We start from the raw sequence: 18,906 nt of genomic DNA on the forward strand, positions 1-18,906 counted from the left end.
CAGTGCAAGCGCCCCTTACTGTTGAACCTCCTGCTTGAAGCGCAGCCGCCAGCCATGTAACAGCGGCTCGGTATAGCCACTTGGCTGCTCACGGCCCTTGAGCACCAGCTCACGGGCTGCACGGAACGCATGCGATGCCTCGAAGCCGGCCGCCATCGGCCGGTACGCGGGATCCCCGGCGTTCTGCTGGTCCACCACCCGCGCCATTCGCTGCAACGTCGCCTCGACCTGCCCGGCATCCACCACACCATGGTGCAGCCAGTTTGCAATGTGCTGGGCCGAGATTCGCAGGGTGGCGCGGTCCTCCATCAGGCCGACATCGTGGATGTCCGGCACCTTGGAGCAGCCCACGCCTTGCTCGACCCAGCGCACCACGTAACCGAGGATGCCCTGGCAATTGTTGTCCAGCTCGGCCTGTATGTCGTCGGCGCTCCAGGGCCGCTGCGCACTCACCGGCACGCTGAGCAGGTCGTGCAGCAACGCCTGGCGCTGGGCATTCAGGTCGACCTGTTCCAGCGCCTGCTGCACGGCTGCCACGTCCACCTGGTGGTAATGCAGCGCATGCAGCGTTGCGGCAGTGGGCGAGGGCACCCAGGCGGTGTTGGCACCTGCCCTGGGTTGGGCGACTTTCTGCTCGAGCATGGCTGCCATCAGGTCGGGCATGGCCCACATGCCCTTGCCGATCTGCGCCTTGCCACGCATGCCGCAGGCCAGCCCCACGAGCACGTTGCTGCGTTCGTAAGCCTGAATCCACGCACTGCCTTTCATGTCGCCCTTGCGCAACATGGCGCCGGCCTCCATGGCGGTGTGCATTTCGTCACCGGTGCGGTCGAGGAAACCGGTGTTGATGAACACCACCCTTGATGCTGCGCTGGCGATACAGGCCTGGAGGTTGACGCTGGTGCGCCGCTCCTCGTCCATGATGCCCATCTTCAGGGTATGCGCAGGCAGGCCAAGCAAGGCTTCGACGCGGCCGAACAGCTGGTCGGCGAAGGCCACTTCGGCCGGCCCGTGCATCTTCGGCTTGACGATGTACAGGCTACCCTCGCGGGAGTTGCCGCGGCGTTTGAGGTCGTGCAGGCCGATCAGGCTGGTGACTACGGCATCGAGGATACCTTCGGGGATTTCCCGGCCATCGCGGTCGTGGATGGCGGGGTTGGTCATCAGGTGGCCGACGTTGCGGATGAACAGCAGCGAGCGGCCTGGCAGGGTCAAGGGCTGGCCGTCTGCGCCGAGGTAGTGGCGGTCTGCGGCCAGGGTGCGGCTGAAGGTTTTACTGCCCTTGCTGACCTGTTCGCTGAGGTCACCCTTCATCAGCCCCAGCCAGTTGCGGTAGACATTGACCTTGTCGTTGGCATCCACGGCGGCTACCGAGTCTTCGCAGTCGATGATGGTGGTCAGTGCGGCCTCCAGGAGAATGTCCTTGACCCCGGCCGGGTCTTGCTGGCCGATCGGGCTGGCCGGGTCGATCTGGATTTCGAAATGCAGGTGGTGATGCTCAAGCAGGATCGCGGTTGGCGTGCCAGCGTCGCCCTGGTGGCCCCGTAATTGCCCGGGGTTCTGCAACCCGACCTGGCTGCCATCGGCAAGGGTGACCTGTAGTGTGCCGTTCTTGATTGCATAGGCCCTGGCGTCGCGGTGCGAGGCACCGTCGAGGGGCGTGCTGGCGTCGAGGAACTGGCGGCCAAAGGCAATGACCTTGGCACCGCGCACCGGGTTGTAGCCCTGGCCGCGCTCGGCACCGTCGGTTTCGGCGATGGCATCGGTGCCGTACAACGCGTCGTACAGTGAACCCCAGCGGGCATTGGCGGCGTTGAGTGCGTACCGGGCGTTGCTTAACGGTACGACCAGTTGCGGGCCTGCCTGGACGGCGATTTCGCGGTCGACGTTACGGGTGCTGATTTGCACGTTTGCGGGGGTGTCGACCAGGTAGCCGATGCCTTGCAGGAAGTGCTGGTAGGCGGCCATGTCGTGGATCGGGCCGGGGTGCTGGCGGTGCCAGCTGTCCAGCTCGGTCTGCAGGCGCTCGCGTTCGGCGAGCAGGGCGCGGTTTTGCGGGGCGAGGTCGTGGACCAGGGTGCTGAAACCTTGCCAGAAGGGGGTGGCTTCGATGCCGGTGCCGGGGAGGACCTCGTCTTCGATGAAGCGCTGGAGAATGGGGGCGATCTGAAGTTCGTTTGGCATTGTCTGTACGCTCGGTGTTCAGTCTGCTGGGTAGGTGTTGCCTGTGCTGGCCTCTTCGCGGGCAAGCCCGCTCCCACACGTACTGCGTGGGATTCGGAACCTGTGGGAGCGGGCAAGCCCGCGAAGAAGCCAACACAGGATTTACAGGGCAGCCGCCCCGGCCTTCGCCACCTGGGCATCCTGCTCGGACTTGACCCCGGACACGCCAATGGCGCCCACCACCTGGCCTTCCACTCGCAGGGGTACACCGCCCTCCAGGCTGGTCAGCAGCGGAGCGGTCACGAATGCAGTACGGCCACCATTGACCATCTCTTCGTAATCCCGTGTTTCCTTGCGGCCTAGCGCAGAGGTACGCGCTTTTTCCACGGCAATGTAAGCACTGGCCGGCGCACAGCCATCCATGCGTTCCAGGGCCAAGGGGTGGCCGCCGTCGTCGACCACGGCGATGGTCACGTTCCATTGCCGGGCCAGGGCTTCCTGGCGGGCGGCGGCCAATACGCGGGCCACTTCGGCCTGGCCGATCACGAACTTGCTATGCATGGGTGTTCTCCGGGTTCAGGGCTGCTTCGACAATTTCTATCCAGTGCCGTACCGGCGTGCGTCCGGCCCCGTCTAGGTGGGCCTGGCAGCCAATGTTGGCGGTAGCGATGACGTGCGGTTTTCCGCTTTCCAGCGCGTTCAGGCGGTTGTCACGCAGTTGCAGCGACAGTTCAGGCTGGGTCAGCGAATAAGTGCCCGCCGAGCCGCAGCACAGGTGGCCGTCCGGCACCGAGGTCAGGGTAAAGCCCAGGCGCGTCAGCAGCGCTTCCACGGCGCCGCCCAGCTTCAGGGCATGTTGCAGGGTGCACGGGCAATGGAAGGCCAGGCGTTGTTCGGCGCACAGGCCCAGTTGCTCGACGGGCTCATCGCCCAGTACTTCTACCAGATCGCGGGACAGGGCGCTGACCCGTGCGGCCTTGGCTGCGTACAGCGGATCTTTTTCCAGCAGGTGGCCGTAGTCCTTCACGAACGCGCCACAGCCGCTGGCCGTTTGCACGAGCGCCTCGGCACCTGCCTCGATGGCCGGCCACCAGGCGTCGATATTGCGCCGGGCACGTTGCAGGCCTTGTTCCTGGGCATTGAGGTGGTAGTCCACCGCGCCACAGCAGCCGGCCTGATGGGCCGGCTCGACGCTGATGCCCAGGCGGTCAAGCAGGCGCGCAGCGGCGGCATTGGTATTGGGTGAAAGGGCCGGCTGTACGCAGCCTTCCAGCATCAGTACCCGACGTGCATGGCGGGGCGCCGGACGCTGGCCGGGCGCGTTCACCCGCGCCGGCAGCTTGCGTTTGAGCGTGGCCGGCAGCAGCGGGCGCAGGGCCTGGCCGCTGCGGGTCAGGGCCTTGAACAGCGCCGGGCGCGGCACCACGGCGCGCAGCCCCTGGCGCAGCAGGCGCTGGCCGAGCGGGCGCGGCACCTGCTGTTCAACCACGGCGCGGCCGATGTCCAGCAGGTCGTGGTACTTCACCCCGGAAGGGCAGGTGGTTTCGCAGTTGCGGCAGGTCAGGCAGCGGTCCAGGTGCAGTTGGGTGCTGGCGGTGACGGGTTCGCCTTCGAGCAGTTGCTTGATCAGGTAGATGCGCCCCCGCGGGCCGTCCAGTTCGTCACCCAGCAACTGGTAGGTGGGGCAGGTGGCGGTGCAGAAGCCACAGTGCACGCAGGACCGCAGGATGCTTTCGGCTTCGTCGGCGCGGGGCAGACGCCTGGAGGTTTCGCTCAGGTTGGTTTGCATGGTCTGGCCTCACAGGTCCGGGTACAGGCGGCCAGGGTTGAATATGCCCTGGGGGTCGAGCTGCTGCTTGAGGGCGCGGTGGTAGCGCATCAGTGCTTCCGCCAGCGGCGGGCGACTGGCCGAACCAGGGGCGTAGCAGGTGGCGTGGCCCCCCACCTTGGCGACCTGGTCACGAATGGCCTGTGCCGGTGCTTCTGACTTGAGCCAGCGCTGCGCACCGCCCCAGTCGATCAGTTGCTGGCCGGGCAGGTCCAGCTCGCCGGTGGCGTTGGGCAGTGACAGGCGCCACAGCGGTGCAGGGGCGTCGAAGAACGCCAGGCGCTGCTCGCGCAGGTCGCTCCAGAAGCCGCTGTCGAGGGTTTCACCCCCCAGGCGCTGGCGTGCAGACTGCACCGAGCCTTCGCCGCCTTCCAGGCGCAGGTACAGCGCGTCGTCGCCATGGCAGGCTGCGCTGATTGGCAGGGGCTGCTGGCCCCATTCGGCCAGCTCGGCCAGCGCTTGGTGACGGCCCATCGGCAGGCACAGGCTCAGGCATTGACGTGGCCGCGGCAGCACTTTCAATGACACCTCGGTCAGCACCCCAAGGCATCCGAAACTGCCCGTCATCAGGCGTGATACGTCGTAACCGGCCACGTTCTTCATCACCTCGCCACCAAAACGCAGCAGCTTGCCGTGGCCAGTGATTACCCGCGTGCCCAGCACGTAGTCACGCACCGATCCGGCCCATGGTCGCCGTGGGCCCGACAACCCGGCGGCAACCATGCCGCCCAGGGTGGCTTCGGGGCCCAGGTGCGGTGGCTCGCAGGGCAGCATCTGGCCAGCTTCGTGCAGGGCCGCTTCGATCTCGCGCAGTGGCGTGCCTGCGCGGGCGGTAAGCACCAGTTCGGTCGGGTCGTAGCTGACGATGCCGCGGTGGCTGCGGGTGTCGAGCACTTCGCCGGCAACCGGGTTGCCGAGCATGGCCTTGCTGTTGCTGCCCTGGATACGCAGCGGCGTGCCTTGCTCCAGCGCCTGGCTGACCTGCTCCAGCAGGGCCTGGCTGTTGTCGCGGTCCATGCTCATCAGAAGCGCTCCAGCTCGGGGAAGGGCAGTTGCCCATGGTGCACATGCAGCGCGCCGAACTCGGCGCAGCGGTGCAGGGTGGGGATGTTCTTGCCGGGGTTGAGCAGGCCCTGCGGATCGAAGGCAGCCTTGACCGCGTGGAACAGGGTGATTTCGTCGCTGTTGAACTGTGCGCACATCTGGTTGATCTTCTCGCGGCCTACGCCGTGTTCGCCGGTGATGCTGCCGCCCACCGCCACGCACAGTTCGAGGATCTTGCCGCCGATGGCTTCGGCACGTTCCAGTTCGCCAGGCAGGTTGGCGTCGAACAGGATCAGGGGGTGCATGTTGCCGTCGCCGGCATGGAACACATTGGCCACGCGCAGTCCATATTCCGTAGACAGGTCACTGATGCCTTTGAGTACCCGTGGCAGTTCGCGACGCGGGATGGTGCCGTCCATGCAGTAGTAGTCCGGGGAGATGCGCCCTACGGCCGGGAAGGCGTTCTTGCGCCCGGCCCAGAAACGCACGCGCTCGGCTTCGTCGCAGGCCAACCGCACTTCGCGTGCGCCGGCTTGTGTCAGCACGGCGGCTACCCGTTCGCAGTCGTCATGCACATCGGCCTCCACGCCGTCCAGCTCGCATAACAGAATGGCCGCTGCGTCCACCGGGTAGCCGGCGTGGATGAAGTCTTCGGCGGCGCGGATGGCCAGGTTGTCCATCATCTCCAGGCCACCGGGAATGATGCCGGCGGCGATGATCTCGGCTACCGCACGGCCGGCGTCCTCGACGCTGGCGAAACTGGCCAGCAGCACCCGCGCCACCTGAGGCTTGGGCAACAGTTTCACGGTGACTTCGGTAACGATGCCGAGCATGCCTTCGGAGCCGGTGAACAGCGCCAGCAGGTCGAAGCCGGGGCTGTCCAGGGCATCGCTGCCCAAGGTCAGGTGCTCACCTTCGACGGTGAGGATGTCGACCTTGAGCAGGTTGTGCACGGTCAGGCCGTACTTGAGGCAGTGCACCCCCCCTGCGTTTTCGGCAACGTTGCCACCGATGGAACAGGCAATTTGCGACGACGGGTCGGGCGCGTAGTACAACCCATGCGGAGCGGCGGCCTGGGAAATGGCCAGGTTGCGCACGCCGGGTTGCACACGGGCGTAGCGACCCTGCGGGTTCACCTCCAGGATGCGGTTGAAGCGCGCCATCACCAGCAGGATGCCCTTGGCCAGCGGCAGGGCCCCGCCCGACAGGCCGGTGCCGGCACCCCGCGCCACCACCGGCACCCCGCGCTGGTGGCAGAGCTTGAGCAAGGCCTGTACCTGTTCCAGGCGCTCGGGCAGTACCACCAGCAACGGAACTGTGCGGTAGGCCGACAGGCCATCGCATTCGTAGGGTTTGAGGTCTTCTTCGCGGTGCAGGATTTCGAGGTCTGGCAGGGCACTGTGCAGCGCCTGCAGCAGGGCTGCCTTGTCTATGGCGGGCAGCGCACCATCGACGCGTTCGTCGTACAGGATATTCATCGGCTCACTCGGCAACGGTTTTTGTTGTTGTTGGCAAAGCGGTCACCGTTGCAGCCTGCGCCCGCTGGCGGCTGTGGTCGAGTGCGGCTGGCACTGGTCCTACCAGTTTTTGTGCCGGGTACTGGTTATTGATGGCTTTACCCGGCTAGATTGGAGCCAGTGGTCGAAGTGGTCCTACCAGTGATGGAGGCATGATGGGTGCTGAAGGCAAGGCCAAGGTTGCCGACCAGGTGGCCGAGCGGGTCGAGCGGCTGATCGTCGACGGTGTGCTCAAGGTGGGGCAGGCGCTGCCGTCGGAGCGGCGGCTGGTGGAGAAACTTGGGTGTTCACGCTCGGCCCTGCGCGAAGGGCTACGCGTGTTGCGCGGGCGCGGGATCATCGACACCGAGCAGGGGCGGGGTTCGTTCGTCGCCGACCTGACAGGGCAGGCGGGCGGCACACCGTTGATGCACCTGTTCAGTTCGCAGCCGCGCACGCTGTTCGACTTGCTGGAGGTACGGGCGTTGCTGGAGGCCGAGTCGGCGCGGCTGGCAGCGCTGCGCGCCACCGAGGTTGACCGCCTGCTGATTCGCCGGCGCTACGAAGAGATGCTGGCCGCGCATGACGCGCCTGAAGCGCTTGATGCCCGCGAGCATGCACGCCGCGACCATGCCTTTCATCGGGCAATCAGCGAGGCGTCGCACAACCCGGTGCTGGTGCATACCTTGCAATCGCTCAGTGACCTGACCCTGAGCACGGTGTTTGCCTCGGTCAACAACCTGTATTGCCGGCCAGCGCAGAAGCGCCAGATCGACCGGCAGCATGCGCGGTTGTATCAGGCGGTGATGGAGCAGCTGCCGGAGCAGGCGCAGCGGGCGGCGCGGGAGCATATCAACGGCATACGCGACAGTTTGCGGGAGATCGAGCAGGAAGAGCAGCGGTTGGTCAGGGCGACCATGCGCATGGACGGGTGGGGGTGAAGTTGCCTGTGCCGGCCCTTTCGCGGGCTTGCGCGCTCCCACAGGGGCTGCACCGCCCTTGAAAGCGGTGCAGTACTTGTGGGAGCGGGCAAGCCCGCGAAGAGGCCGGTACAGAACTGCCTCAATGATCGGCTATACGGTCATCCTGGGACAGAATGGCCTGCGCCAGTTCTTCATCACTGGCCTGCAACCCAGGGTGATCCTTGCGGGCCTGTTCCAGCGCAGACTCCACATAGGCGCCACGGATTGCACCGCCGCTGGCGACGAACGCAGAAAGCTCGTCACGGGCCGGGATGATCCGTTTATCGTCCTTGAAGGTCGAGTAAAGCGAAGCGGAAACACCGGCCGAGGTGGCGACGTCGCCCGCATCGACGCGGGCCAGGGCAGCACCGGCAGGCAGCAGGAGCAGCAGCGCAGGGGCGATGAGTAGGTGGCGCATGTCGTGTTCTCCAGTAGCGTGAAGCCCAAGGGAATAAACCACTCAGTGGTTAAGAAAGCACGCAGGTGCTGGTAGTTCCCTTGGGGGTTTCACGAAAAGGAAAGATCAAGCCAGCTGGTAAGTGGTTTTGACCCGGGTAAAGAACTGCCGCGCATGCGTGCCTTGCTCGCGCGAACCCAGGCTCGATGCCCCATTCCCGCCAAATGGCACGTGGTAATCCACGCCGGCTGTCGGCAGGTTGACCATCACCATCCCCGCCGAACTGTTGCGCTTGAAATGCTCGGCCTGGCGCAACGAGGTAGTGACGATGCCAGCGGACAGGCCGAACGGCGTGTCCTCGGCCGCGGCGAACGCCTCGGCGTAGTCACGCACCTTGAGCACGCACAGCACCGGCCCGAATATTTCTTCCCGGTAGATGCGCATCTGCGGCGTTACCCCGGTAGACAGCGCCGGGGTAAAGAAATACGCCCCCGCCTGGTTGTCGATACGCTCGCCACCGCATACCAGCTTCGCACCCTGTTCAACACCTGCGGCTACATAAGACAGGTTCTGCTCCAGTTGCCGGCTGTCGACCACCGGGCCGATGTCGGTACTGGCCTGCAGCGCATCGCCCACCTTCAAGGCACAGGTACGTTCGGCCAGGCGTGCGACGAAGGCGTCGTGAATACCTTGTGTCACGATCACCCGCGAGCTGGCAGTGCAGCGCTGGCCGGTACTGTAGAACGAGCCGTTCAGGGCCACTTCCACCGCCTGTTCCAGGTCGGCATCGTCCAGCACGATCAGTGGGTTCTTGCCGCCCATCTCCAGTTGCACTTTCTTCATGCCTTCGGCGGCCAGCCGGGCAATTTGCCGGCCGGTGTACTCGGAGCCGGTGAAGCTGATGCCATCGACCAGCGGCGAGCGGATGAGTGTATCGCCGACGCTGCGCCCCGGGCCGATCAGCATGTTGAAAACGCCCGCAGGCAAACCTGAGCGGGAGATGATTTCGGCCAGCGCCCAGGCCGAGGACGGCACCAGCTCGGCTGGCTTGAACACCACGCAGTTGCCAAAGCACAGCGCCGGGGCGATCTTCCACGCCGGGATGGCGATAGGGAAGTTCCACGGGGCGATGATGCCGACCACACCCAGCGGCTGGGTGAACACATCCCGATGCTGGCGCCAACAGCTTCGGCGGTCTGGTCCTGGGCGCTGGCGGCCAGGGCGATGGGTTCACCGATCGGCAGGCGGGCCGGGGCAGGGGTACCCAGCGGCGAGGCGGGGGCATTGCGCACAACGGTCAGTACTTGGCTCACGAACAGGCTCCTTCAGGCTTAACGAACAATAGGTTTGGCTGTGGCGGTGGTGCTGGTATGGGCACCCAGCGCGGCTGCCTGCTGCAGGTCGAGCTTGCTGGTTTCAGGGGCCAGCCACCAGGAAATCAGGGCGCCGAACAGCGAGACCAGGGCGGCAGCGAACATGGTGTTGGCAATGCCGTAGCTGGCCAGGGAAATCGGCACCAGGTACGTGCCCACGGCTGCGCCGATGCGCGACAACGAGGTGGCCAGGCCTACGGCCGACGCACGGATTTCGGTGGGGAACAGCTCATTGGGGTAGACGTATTCAAGCACCTGGGCGCCGCCAATCAGCACGGCATAGGCACCGAACAGCACCAGAATGGTCGTGGGCGAGGCATCCGGGAACACGCCCAGCATGACCAACGACAGGCCCGACCACAGGAAGCTGTGGATCAGCATGTTGCGCCGGCCCAGGCGGTTGATCAGCTTGGTGGCCAGCAGGCAGCCCAGGGTAAACAGCAAGGTGATGGCGATGGAGCCGAAGGCCGCCCAGTCACCGGTCAGTTGCAGTGCCTGCAACACTTTGGGGGCAAACGAGTAGATGGCGAACAGCGGGACGATGGCGCAGGTCCAGAACAGGGTGACAAAGGCCATGCGCTTGCCGTAACCGGAGTGGAACAGCGACCACACGGAAACCGGCTTGTCGGTGGCCTGCTCCGGTAGGTCGGCAATGGAGTAGTCGGGCCCATAGACTTTCTTGATGACGGCGTCGGCTTCGGCGGTGCGGCCTTTGCTCAGCAGCCAGCGGGGCGATTCCGGTGTGCCACTGCGGGCGACCAGGAACAGCGCACCTGGTATCAGGGCGCTGGCCAACACATACCGCCAGCCGTCTTCACCGCCCACGCGCAGCAGCAGTTCGCCGACCATGTAGGCCACGGCGGCACCGGCAAACCACATCAGTACCATGGCGGCCAGCAGTGGGCCGCGTTGCTTGCGTGGCAGGAACTCGGCCAGCAGCGACGTGGCAATCGGGTAGTCGGCGCCTACCGCGATACCGATCAGCAGCCGCCAGGCAAACAGTGCCCAGGCCGACTCCACCCAGAACTGCGCCACCGAGAAACCGACGATGGCGATCAGGTCGACCAGGTACAGCACCTTGCGCCCGTACTTGTCGGTGAACCAGCCACCGAGAAAACCACCCAGAAAAACCCCGATCAAGGCCGATGCGGCGATCAGGCCTTCCCAGAAGGCTGACAGCTGCAGGGCGTTGGTGATTTGCAGCATGGCGACGCCGATGATGCTCAGTACATAGCCATCGAGAAAAGGCCCGCCAGCGGAGTAGACCGTCAATTTGCGGTGGAATGCGTTGAGCGGCGCATCTTCGACGGAGCGTTTGGATACGGACATGCGACTTACCTCTTGTTGTTATTCGCTGCACTAACGTGGCCGCACTATCGCACCGGCCTGTGAGGGCGCCCTATAACGGCTCGGACGAGTCATGGGATGTGCTGACCGGGTGTGCCGAGGCTTTATGCAAGTTGTCATGGATGTTCTAGGGTCGGTGCCGGAGGCTTTTCTAATGTGTGGGGACCGGCTTGCCGGTACTGAGGCTTTCAGCACAATTACAACTCTCTGGAATTCGAACCATGACCCGCCCTTCACTCGACTCCCTCGATGGCGACCATTACGACGTGGTGGTCATCGGCGCCGGTGCGGTCGGCTGTGCCGCTGCCCGGCAACTGGCTGCCCGCAACTTCCGCACCTTGCTGGTGGACCGTGGCGATATCGGCGCCGGTACGTCCTCACGCTCCAGCCGCATGCTCTATTCGGGGCTGGGTTACCTGGCAGCGCGCTACCCGCTGTGGCAGATCCCGTTCCGGCCATTGGACATGTGGCAGCGGCTGCGCTACACCCGCCAGGTGATGCGCTGCCGTGCCGAGCTGGTCAAGGACATGCCCGGCCACCTCACCCGGCACCGCTTTCATTACCCGTTCCGTCGGGGCGACCGCTACCCGCCATGGTTGGTGGACATGGGCTTTCGCCTGGTAGAGGCACTGGGCGGCTGGAAGGTGCCATTGGCCTACCGGCGCCAGTCCCGGCAACAGGCGGCAGGCGACAGCGCCATGGCGGCGGGGTTGGGTGGGGCGCTGCGCGGGGTGGGTGTGTTCGAGGAGTACATGTATGCATGGCCCGAGCGCATTTGCGTCGACACGGCGCTGGACGCGCAATGGCGTGGTGCTACGGTGCGGACCTACACCCGCGTCAGCCAGTTGCAACGCCATGATGCCCAGTGGCGGCTGACCCTGGACGAGCAGGCGCCTGAACGCCAGGGCCAGGCCCGAGTAACTGCCAAGGTGGTGATCAATGCCGCAGGCCCCTGGGTGGACCGCGTGCCGGGTGCGGCTGACGCTGGCCCCAGGGTGCTGGGAATCAAGGGCGTGAACGTGATGGTACGCCTGCCCGAGGCGTATCGCGGCCAGGGCCTGGAGGCGTTCTCCAGCAAGGGTGAGCCTTACTACGTGTTCCCTTGGCGCGAGTTCCACTTCATAGGGCCGACCGAATCGGAATTCCATGACGACCCGGACAACGTACGGGTAGAGGACAGCGAAATCGACTACATCCTCAGCGAAGCCAACCAGCTGTTCCCCGACCTGCAACTGACCCGCAACGATGTACAGCATTGCTGGTGTGGCGTGCGCCCCACCTCGACGCTGGATGGCCGCAGCACGCATTTGCCGGTACGCCTGAGCGAGGCAGCAGGCAAGCCGGGCCTGCTTACCCTGACCGGTTCGACCATCATGCTGCACCGGCACGCCGCACGGGTGATTGCCCGTGGCGTGGAGGCGCGGCTGGGTAAGCGCGGCAAGGCGCCTGAAGGCATGCTCGAACGCGGGCGGGTCGACAGTGACGACATCGCCGCGGTGGTGCGGCGCGAGCATGTGGTGCGCTTGGTCGATGTGGTACGCAGGCGCCTGCCCTGGGGGCTGGACCCGGACCTAGGGCGGGAGCGGGTAGAGCAATTGTCCCATAAGGTGGCGGCGGCGCTGGATTGGTCGGAGGCCCGGCGGCAGGTGGAGCTGCAGCATTTTGAAGAGGATACAGCGCGGGTGTATCGGCAGCTCTAGCGGTAGGCGGGGCCGACGATGCGTTCGTCGGCCTTGGGGTGCTTATCGCTCGGTCAGCCCGGAGCGCGTCAACAATCCGTCCAGTACCACCTCGCACGCTGCCCCCCAGGTGGCACTGACCGGCTGATGCATCAGTACTTCCAGCCCGTCTGCGGTAAAAGTGCCCGGCGTGGCAATGGCCTGGCCCAGAGCCTTGAGCGTGTACTCAGGCTGTTGGCCCGCGCTGGCCACGCAGTCTTGCAAGTTACCCAGCACCAGCGCACGCGCCTCTGCGGCGGGCAGGCCTTTGTCCATCAGCCACTGTTGCAAGTCGTGCAGCAGGAAGTAGAACCAGCCATTCATGCAGGCTGCCACGGTGGCCAGCTCGAATTCCGCCTCGCCCTGCAGCACCACCAGTTTGCCCAATGGCCCCAAGTACTGCGTGGTGAGCGCATCGGGTGGGCACACCACCACCGTGGACTGGTTGTACTGTGCCGCATACGACAGCATCGCCCGTACACAGAGGGCGTCGGGGAAGGCGCTAGCCAGTTGCGCAAGGCCGACCCCGGCAGCCAGTGAAACCAGGCGTTGGCCGGGGCGCAGCCGTACCTCATCCGCAAGGTCCGCCAGCGAGTGCGGGCGTACGCCGAGTACCAGCAGTTCTGCCTGGTCGACTACCGCCTGGTTGCTGGCCAGCACCTGGCAAGCGTGATCGCGGGCCAGCAGGGCGGCCCGTTGCGCATTGCGCGGTGAAAGCAGGATGGGGCCGTCAAAACCGCTGCGACGCAGGCCGATGACCACTTTTTCGGTGAGTTCGCCCACCCCGAGAATACCCAGGCTATGCATGTTGCCTCCTCGTCAGCTTTCCAGGCCGGCGCGGCGCTGGCCCCAGTGCAGGTTCAGGTTGACGCCCACGCTTAACAGCGGTTCCGGCGGGTTGCGGTTAGGGCCTGCGCTGCCGAGCAAAAAGTCGATCAGCTCGTCGCGTTCGCCGCTCAGCCAGTCAGCCAGCAGGGTGCCGGTCGCCGTGCCACGGGTGATGCCCAGGCCGTTGCAGCACAACGCCGCGTGTACGTTGGGCGCGAGGGTGCCGAAGTGCGACAGGTGGTTGCGCGACAGGCACATAGACCCCCCCCAGGTGTATTCGAACGGCATGCCCGACAACATCGGGAAACGCCGCTCGAAAGAATCGCGGTGCTGGCGCCCGGCGCGGGCGATATGGCGGGGGTTGGCGCGGCCGTCGGCATTGAAGCTGAAGCTGTTGCGCACCAGCAGGCGCTGGTCCGGGGTGCGCCGCAGGGTGCTGCCAAACGGGTCGGCCGGGATGATGCCCCAGCTGGCCTTGCCGCCCAGGCGGGCCTGTTCGTCCTCAGTCAGCGGGCGGGTCATGCTGGCGTAGGTGAAAATCGGCAGCAGGCGGCCAGGCAGGAAGCCGAAGTATGAGGCGAAGGCGTTGTTGGTCAGCAGCAGCTGGTCGGCGACGATTTCACCGTTGGCGTGCTTGAGGGTGATGCGCCGGCCCTGCTCGATGTGGGTGATGGTGGTGCGCTCGTGCAGGGTCACATTGGCCGGCAGGCTCTCGGCCAGGCCCTTGGCCAGGGCCGCCGGTTGCAGCAGCTGGGTGCCGGGGGTGTACAGCGCCTTGCGGTAGAAGGCGGTGCCGAAGTGCTCGGGCAGGTCGCGGGCGTCGATCATCTGGTAGGGCTGGCCGAGTTTTTCCAGGCCGCTGCGGTAGGCTTCGAGCACGGCCAGGCCCTTGTCTTCGACGGCGGCCTGGTACTTGCCGTCCGGGCGGATCTGGCAGTCGATACCGTGCTGGTTGATAAGCCCGCGAAGGGTCGCCTGCGCGCGCAGGTTGAGCTTGAGGTTCATGCGCGCCGTGGGCAGGTCGCCGATGTAGTCGGCGGCACCAATATCGTGAGGCAGGTCGATGGCAAAACCGGAGTTGCGCCCCGAGGCGCCGAAACCGACTTCCTGGGCGTCGACCAGAATGACCTCGTCGTGCGGGTGGTGCAGGGCCAGTTGCCGCGCAGCCGCCAGGCCGGTAAAGCCCGCGCCGAGCACCACCCAGCGCGCCTCGCTCCGCCCCCGGTGCGCGGCGCGTGGCTGGCGCGCAGGGCTGAGGTGGAACCAGCCGCACCCGTTGTCGTCCGCGGGGGTAGAGGTGTTTCTGTACATGGGCTTTTATCCGTGTTGTTTTCTCCACTATGGCATTGGGGGTTGCGCGGGGGCTATGACGGGAGGGACGGGGAATGGGATGTTCTGGCTGCGGCCGGTAGTTCGGCTTTGCCTGTACTGGCCTCTTCGCGGGTAAACCCGCTCCCACAGGAGCAGTGCTTACCACAAGACATGCGCAGTACTTGTGGGAGCGGGTTCACCCGCGAAGAGGCCGGTGCAGGCGAGTCACAACAAGCCAATCTGGACATGCACCTCACGCAACCGTGCCGGTGTCACATCGAACTCGCGCTTGAACCAGTGGATCATGTGCGAGCTGTCGGTAAACCCGCATTCATAGGCGATCTGCGTCAGCGAGCGGCTGCTGTTCAGCACCATCCAGTGGGCGGCCTTCAGCCGCATGCGTCGCCAGTAGCTGGCCGGGGTGGCCCGCAGGTGTTTCTTGAACAGGCGGGTCAGTTCACGCTCACTGGTGCCCACCTCGTCGGCCAATGCGGCAATGGTGCAGGTCTCGATCAGCCGCTGGCGCATCAGCCCGACCGCGTTGACTACCCGCGCGTCCAGGCAGCGCAATCCGCTTTCCGGGCCCTCGCGCAGGGCCTGCATTTCATCGAAGCCGCGCTCGGACAGCACGTAGTGCAGGGTCTTGTCCGCACGTGACTTGCCGCAGTGCTCGGCCACCAGGTGCATGGCGAGGTTGATCGAGGCCAGGCCGCCGGGGCAGGTGATGAACTGCCCGTCGGCGACCACCGGCACGTCGGCCACCGGAATCACCTTGGGGTGTACCTGGCGCATGGCGGCAGCCATCGAGAACTGCACCGCACAACGGCGGCCATCGAGCAGGCCGAGTTCGGCGAGCACGAAGGTGCCGGTGCACAGGCCGATGACCGGGACGTTGGCCGCAACCGCACGCCGCACGAAGGCGTAGAGCGCCTCGGGGTAGGGCAGCTTGCTCTGCAACAGGCCGCTGTGCACGACGATGTAGTCGTATTCGCTGGGGTCGTCGTAGTGGCGGGTGGGCAGGACCGGAAAGCCACAGCTGGACAAGATCGGCGCGTCGTCGTGGGACAGCAGCTCCCACGCGCAGTAGATCTGCCGGCTGAAGTCGCGCTCGTCAGCGGCCAGGCGCAGGCAGTCGACGAAGCAGGCCAGGGAAATAAGGGTGAAGTCGGGCGTGGCGACGATGCCGAAGCGCACCGGGGTAACGGCGCCTGGCGGTGGCTTGAGGGGTTCGAGGAAGGAATAGTCGGCACGCATGGTCGGGTTTGGTCCTGGAAAAAAGCAGAAAACACCCTGTTTACGACATTTGTATTTCCGTACCGCAGATTGACGTAATCCTACAATCGCGAAACGTTGCTTGCTACTAGATTGAACCCACGGAAAACAACCAAACGGAGCCATACAACACCGCTTAACTCAATAAAAACAACGCGTTGCGATCACTAACACCTGCCTTCAAAAACATAAAGGGTGTACAGCACGATGCAAACCGTATTGAAAAGCGTTACCTCCGGCATTCACCCCGAGCACCTGCGCCAGCACGTACTGGTCGATGTGCAGGGCCTGGGCAAGGACTATGGCGACACCACCGTCCTCAACGACATCAACCTGAGCGTCAACAAAGGCGAAGTCATCGCCATCATCGGCCCCAGCGGCTCGGGCAAAAGTACCTTGCTGCGCTGCATGAACCTGCTCGACCCACCCACCCGCGGTATCCTGCGTGTCGGCGACACCACCATCGATGCCAGCCAGCCGCTGTCCAAGCGCCAGGTGCTCGCGCTGCGCCAGCCGGTCGGCATGGTGTTTCAGTCATTCAACCTGTTCCCGCACCTGTCGGTGCTGCGCAATGTCAGCATCGCCCAGGAGCGTGTGCTCAAGCGCGACCGCAAGCAGGCAGACGAAGTGTCGCGGCAGTTGCTTGACCGGGTCGGCCTGCTGAACAAGGCCGACCAGTACCCTTCGCGCTGCTCGGGCGGCCAGCAGCAACGCATCGCCATTGCCCGCGCGCTGGCCTTGGAACCGAGCCTGATGTTGTTCGATGAACCGACCTCGGCGCTGGACCCGGAGCTGGGCCTGGAAGTGCTCAATGTGATGCAGGAGCTGGCCACCCAGGGCATGACCATGATTGTGGTGACCCATGAAATGCACTTTGCCGAAAGCGTGTCGGACCGGGTGCTGATCATGGCCGACGGCCGGGTGATCGAAGAGGGCAAAAGTGCCGAAGTGATGCGCAGGCCAAAAAGCGAACGGGCGCAACGCTTCCTCAGCGCGGTGATGAACCGATGAGCGGCGCAATGCTCTACACCATCCTCGGTGGTATCCAGTGGACCGTGCTGCTCACCCTCACCGCGCTGCTCGTGGGTGTTTTGCTGGGGGCCCTGCTGTGTGCCATGCGGGTCTCGGGTATTCGCCTGCTGGACGGGTTGGCCGCTACGTTGATCCTGCTGTTGCGGGCAGTGCCGCCGATTGTCTGGCTGTTCCTGATCTTCTTCGGTATCGGCACCGGCCTCATGCAGGTCAGCCCGTTCCAGGCGGCTGCCATCGGCCTGGGGCTGATTACCGCAGCCAACATGGCCGAAATCTTTCGTGGCGCGCTGGCGGCGGTGCACAAGGGGCAGTGGGAGGCAGCCCAGGCCTTGAGCATGCCTGCCCGCTGGCGACTCTGGGATGTGATCGCGCCGCAGTTGCTGCGGGTGTCGCTGCCATCGATTGCCAGTTATGCCATCGGGTTGCTGAAAGACACGGCCATCGCCTCGACCATCGGTGTACCGGAGATTGCCTTCCAGGCCACCCATGTGTCGCAGGTGACGTTCCAGGGCCTGGCCACCTTTGCCTTCGCCGGCTGCCTCTACATCGCCCTGAGCATCCCGGTGGCCTGGGCCAGCCGCTGGGCCGACCAACGCATGCGCCTGAGGGTAGCCCGATGAACGAAACCTTGGCTTTCTGGCAACAGACGCTGCCTTCGCTGCTGGACGGGTTCAGGCTGTCGTTACAGGTAACCGGTGCGTCGCTGCTGCTGGGCATTCCCCTGGGGCTGTTGCTGGCGCTGGGCCTGCGTTCACGCTACCTGGTATTACGGGCGCCACTGCTGGCGGTGATCGAAATCGGGCGCGGCGCCTCGGTGCTGGTGCTGTTGCAGTTCGTGTACTTCGGCCTGCCCGGCACCGGCCTTACCCTCAGTGCGTTCGCCTCGGTGACCCTGGCGTTTACCTGGTGCACGGCAGCCTATACCAGCGAGATTCTGCGGGCTGGCATGGAAGCGGTACCACAAGGGCAGCGTGAGGCGGCACAGGCCTTGCGCTTCAGTGCCCTGGACACACTGCGCCTGATCATCCTGCCACAGGGCCTGCCCATCTCGATCCCGGCGTTGCTCGGCTTCGCCATCCTCATGTTGCAGGCTTCGTCGCTGGCCTTCGTGGTGGCCCTGCCGGAGCTGATGAGCAAGGCGCAGCTGATCGGCTCCAACACGTTCCAGTACATGCCCGTTTTCATCCTTGTCGCGTTGCTGTTCGCGGTCATCTGCATACCGGCCACGGTGGTGGTCGGCTACCTGGAGCGGCGCCTCGGCCGCCACCTCTGACAACACCCTACGGAGTGACATCACCATGCGTACTTTCAAACTCGCACTGCTCGCCGCTGCCTGCGTGTTGGCAGGACAGGCCATGGCCGCTGAAAGCTGCACCCCCAGCGAACACTTCAAGACCATCAAGCCCGGCAGCCTGACCGTGGCGGTGTACAACTACCCGCCGTTTACCACGGTGGCCGGCCCTAACGATATTGGCGGCGTGGATACCGAGGTGGTGCGCGAGATCGCCAAGCGCAACTGCCTGACCCTGGTCCCGGTGATCGTCGACCCGTCGGCCGTGATCCAGAACGTGCTCAGCCAAAAGGTCGACCTGGGGATCGGTGACTGGTTCCGCACTGCCGAGCGCGCCAAGGTGCTGGGCATGACCTGGCCATTGTATGTCGACCAGATGGCGTTCTATTCCCGCGAAGGCTTCAGCGAAGTCAGCCAGCTGAACGGCAAGCGGGTGGGCGCGGTGTCGGGCTTCCTGTACGCCGGGCAGATCCAGGCCAGCCTGGATAACCCGGTGGTGCTGTACCCCAACCCGGTAGGCCTGGCCCAGGACCTTGCCGCCGGGCGCCTGGACGTGGCCGTGGACAGTTACGGCACTGGCAAATATGCCCAGGGCAAAGGCGCGTACCAGGGCATCCAGATCGAGATCGCCAAGCCGGACAGCCGCGTGCCGGTGTCGGTGGAGCCGGCGCAGATCGCCTTGCTGTACCACATGAACAAGACCGACCTGGGCGCCGCTCTGGACAAGGAAATCAAGCAGCTGCATGCCGAAGGCCGTATCGCGCAGATCCTTGAGGCCAATGGCCTGGCCGCCAGCGGCGCCGATACCGGCGAACCGCGGTTGATCAAGTAACCCATTCCGACA

General features: G+C 65.0%; 16 protein-coding genes and 1 pseudogene. 6 read left to right on the top strand and 11 right to left on the bottom strand.

The window, feature by feature from the left end; genetic code table 11:
- Positions 1 to 15 precede the first annotated feature (15 nt).
- The 5 genes from ACQKPZ_RS04320 to glcD all read right to left on the bottom strand — a co-directional run bounded on the left by ACQKPZ_RS04320 (position 16) and on the right by glcD (position 6,513).
- The gene (locus tag ACQKPZ_RS04320; RefSeq protein ID WP_427535755.1) at positions 16 to 2,184 is read right to left on the bottom strand and encodes a malate synthase G; all 2,169 of its coding nucleotides are present in this window, start codon (positions 2,182 to 2,184) and stop codon (positions 16 to 18) included.
- A gap of 141 nt (positions 2,185 to 2,325) precedes the next feature.
- On the bottom strand, positions 2,326 to 2,724 hold the full coding sequence (locus ACQKPZ_RS04325; protein WP_427535757.1) for a heme-binding protein: 399 nt from the start codon (positions 2,722 to 2,724) through the stop codon (positions 2,326 to 2,328).
- A complete protein-coding gene (gene glcF, locus ACQKPZ_RS04330) occupies positions 2,717 to 3,952 on the bottom strand; it encodes a glycolate oxidase subunit GlcF (RefSeq protein WP_427535759.1) in 1,236 nt (411 codons plus the stop codon). Before glcF ends, ACQKPZ_RS04325 begins: the two co-directional genes overlap by 8 nt.
- A gap of 9 nt (positions 3,953 to 3,961) precedes the next feature.
- On the bottom strand, positions 3,962 to 5,014 hold the full coding sequence (gene glcE, locus ACQKPZ_RS04335; RefSeq protein ID WP_427535761.1) for a glycolate oxidase subunit GlcE: 1,053 nt from the start codon (positions 5,012 to 5,014) through the stop codon (positions 3,962 to 3,964).
- Positions 5,014 to 6,513: a glycolate oxidase subunit GlcD gene (gene glcD / locus ACQKPZ_RS04340; RefSeq protein WP_427535763.1), complete on the bottom strand. Its 1,500-nt coding sequence runs from the start codon at positions 6,511 to 6,513 to the stop codon at positions 5,014 to 5,016. Before glcD ends, glcE begins: the two co-directional genes overlap by 1 nt.
- Before the next feature lie 194 nt (positions 6,514 to 6,707).
- Here glcD and glcC point away from each other — a divergent pair, with 194 nt between their 5' ends.
- Positions 6,708 to 7,472, top strand: coding sequence for a transcriptional regulator GlcC (gene glcC / locus ACQKPZ_RS04345; protein ID WP_427535764.1), 765 nt, complete (start codon positions 6,708 to 6,710; stop codon positions 7,470 to 7,472).
- A 121-nt stretch (positions 7,473 to 7,593) separates the two neighbouring features.
- Here glcC and ACQKPZ_RS04350 read toward each other — a convergent pair whose 3' ends face one another.
- The 3 genes and pseudogenes from ACQKPZ_RS04350 to ACQKPZ_RS04360 all read right to left on the bottom strand — a co-directional run bounded on the left by ACQKPZ_RS04350 (position 7,594) and on the right by ACQKPZ_RS04360 (position 10,592).
- Positions 7,594 to 7,911 (bottom strand): DUF2388 domain-containing protein, encoded by a 318-nt coding sequence (locus ACQKPZ_RS04350; protein WP_391129888.1) that lies wholly within the window; start codon positions 7,909 to 7,911, stop codon positions 7,594 to 7,596.
- Between the two features lie 105 nt (positions 7,912 to 8,016).
- A pseudogene (locus ACQKPZ_RS04355) lies at positions 8,017 to 9,057 on the bottom strand (aldehyde dehydrogenase family protein); the annotation flags it as partial.
- A 164-nt stretch (positions 9,058 to 9,221) separates the two neighbouring features.
- Positions 9,222 to 10,592, bottom strand: coding sequence for an MFS transporter (locus ACQKPZ_RS04360; protein ID WP_427535765.1), 1,371 nt, complete (start codon positions 10,590 to 10,592; stop codon positions 9,222 to 9,224).
- 239 nt (positions 10,593 to 10,831) lie between these two features.
- Here ACQKPZ_RS04360 and ACQKPZ_RS04365 point away from each other — a divergent pair, with 239 nt between their 5' ends.
- Positions 10,832 to 12,310, top strand: coding sequence for an FAD-dependent oxidoreductase (locus ACQKPZ_RS04365; RefSeq protein ID WP_427535766.1), 1,479 nt, complete (start codon positions 10,832 to 10,834; stop codon positions 12,308 to 12,310).
- A 42-nt stretch (positions 12,311 to 12,352) separates the two neighbouring features.
- Here the strand turns inward: ACQKPZ_RS04365 and ACQKPZ_RS04370 are convergent, their stop codons facing one another.
- From ACQKPZ_RS04370 to ACQKPZ_RS04380, 3 genes are all read right to left on the bottom strand, one after another.
- Positions 12,353 to 13,135, bottom strand: coding sequence for an NAD(P)-binding domain-containing protein (locus ACQKPZ_RS04370; protein WP_427535767.1), 783 nt, complete (start codon positions 13,133 to 13,135; stop codon positions 12,353 to 12,355).
- 12 nt (positions 13,136 to 13,147) lie between these two features.
- Positions 13,148 to 14,467 (bottom strand): NAD(P)/FAD-dependent oxidoreductase, encoded by a 1,320-nt coding sequence (locus ACQKPZ_RS04375; RefSeq protein WP_427535768.1) that lies wholly within the window; start codon positions 14,465 to 14,467, stop codon positions 13,148 to 13,150.
- A gap of 225 nt (positions 14,468 to 14,692) precedes the next feature.
- Positions 14,693 to 15,721: a GlxA family transcriptional regulator gene (locus ACQKPZ_RS04380; RefSeq protein ID WP_427535770.1), complete on the bottom strand. Its 1,029-nt coding sequence runs from the start codon at positions 15,719 to 15,721 to the stop codon at positions 14,693 to 14,695.
- Positions 15,722 to 15,946: 225 nt separating this feature from the next.
- Here ACQKPZ_RS04380 and ACQKPZ_RS04385 point away from each other — a divergent pair, with 225 nt between their 5' ends.
- The 4 genes from ACQKPZ_RS04385 to ACQKPZ_RS04400 are packed head-to-tail and all read left to right on the top strand — an operon-like array spanning position 15,947 to position 18,894.
- Positions 15,947 to 16,750 carry an amino acid ABC transporter ATP-binding protein gene (locus tag ACQKPZ_RS04385; RefSeq protein ID WP_427535772.1) on the top strand — a complete coding sequence of 268 codons (804 nt, stop codon included), beginning with the start codon at positions 15,947 to 15,949 and terminating at the stop codon, positions 16,748 to 16,750.
- A gap of 8 nt (positions 16,751 to 16,758) precedes the next feature.
- The gene (locus ACQKPZ_RS04390) at positions 16,759 to 17,391 is read left to right on the top strand and encodes an amino acid ABC transporter permease (protein ID WP_427535775.1); all 633 of its coding nucleotides are present in this window, start codon (positions 16,759 to 16,761) and stop codon (positions 17,389 to 17,391) included.
- Entirely contained in the window at positions 17,388 to 18,044 is a 657-nt protein-coding gene (locus tag ACQKPZ_RS04395) for an amino acid ABC transporter permease (protein ID WP_427535777.1), read from the top strand. Before ACQKPZ_RS04390 ends, ACQKPZ_RS04395 begins: the two co-directional genes overlap by 4 nt.
- A gap of 25 nt (positions 18,045 to 18,069) precedes the next feature.
- Entirely contained in the window at positions 18,070 to 18,894 is an 825-nt protein-coding gene (locus tag ACQKPZ_RS04400; protein WP_427535779.1) for a substrate-binding periplasmic protein, read from the top strand.
- Positions 18,895 to 18,906: the final 12 nt, after the last annotated feature.

The sequence above is a fragment of the Pseudomonas sp. NPDC089547 genome, assembly GCF_050280665.1.
In the GTDB taxonomy this organism is placed as follows: domain Bacteria; phylum Pseudomonadota; class Gammaproteobacteria; order Pseudomonadales; family Pseudomonadaceae; genus Aquipseudomonas.

Excerpts from the sequence above, each read along its gene's own strand:
- glcF (WP_427535759.1), bottom strand. The coding sequence starts at position 3,952 with ATGCAAACCAACCTGAGCGAAACCTCCAGGCGTCTGCCCCGCGCCGAC.
- glcE (WP_427535761.1), bottom strand. The coding sequence starts at position 5,014 with ATGAGCATGGACCGCGACAACAGCCAGGCCCTGCTGGAGCAGGTCAGC.
- ACQKPZ_RS04375 (WP_427535768.1), bottom strand. The coding sequence starts at position 14,467 with ATGTACAGAAACACCTCTACCCCCGCGGACGACAACGGGTGCGGCTGG.
- ACQKPZ_RS04395 (WP_427535777.1), top strand. The coding sequence starts at position 17,388 with ATGAACGAAACCTTGGCTTTCTGGCAACAGACGCTGCCTTCGCTGCTG.
- glcD (WP_427535763.1), bottom strand. The coding sequence starts at position 6,513 with ATGAATATCCTGTACGACGAACGCGTCGATGGTGCGCTGCCCGCCATA.
- ACQKPZ_RS04385 (WP_427535772.1), top strand. The coding sequence starts at position 15,947 with ATGCAAACCGTATTGAAAAGCGTTACCTCCGGCATTCACCCCGAGCAC.
- ACQKPZ_RS04390 (WP_427535775.1), top strand. The coding sequence starts at position 16,759 with ATGCTCTACACCATCCTCGGTGGTATCCAGTGGACCGTGCTGCTCACC.
- ACQKPZ_RS04380 (WP_427535770.1), bottom strand. The coding sequence starts at position 15,721 with ATGCGTGCCGACTATTCCTTCCTCGAACCCCTCAAGCCACCGCCAGGC.
- ACQKPZ_RS04325 (WP_427535757.1), bottom strand. The coding sequence starts at position 2,724 with ATGCATAGCAAGTTCGTGATCGGCCAGGCCGAAGTGGCCCGCGTATTG.
- ACQKPZ_RS04360 (WP_427535765.1), bottom strand. The coding sequence starts at position 10,592 with ATGTCCGTATCCAAACGCTCCGTCGAAGATGCGCCGCTCAACGCATTC.
- ACQKPZ_RS04350 (WP_391129888.1), bottom strand. The coding sequence starts at position 7,911 with ATGCGCCACCTACTCATCGCCCCTGCGCTGCTGCTCCTGCTGCCTGCC.
- ACQKPZ_RS04400 (WP_427535779.1), top strand. The coding sequence starts at position 18,070 with ATGCGTACTTTCAAACTCGCACTGCTCGCCGCTGCCTGCGTGTTGGCA.
- ACQKPZ_RS04370 (WP_427535767.1), bottom strand. The coding sequence starts at position 13,135 with ATGCATAGCCTGGGTATTCTCGGGGTGGGCGAACTCACCGAAAAAGTG.
- glcC (WP_427535764.1), top strand. The coding sequence starts at position 6,708 with ATGGGTGCTGAAGGCAAGGCCAAGGTTGCCGACCAGGTGGCCGAGCGG.
- ACQKPZ_RS04320 (WP_427535755.1), bottom strand. The coding sequence starts at position 2,184 with ATGCCAAACGAACTTCAGATCGCCCCCATTCTCCAGCGCTTCATCGAA.
- ACQKPZ_RS04365 (WP_427535766.1), top strand. The coding sequence starts at position 10,832 with ATGACCCGCCCTTCACTCGACTCCCTCGATGGCGACCATTACGACGTG.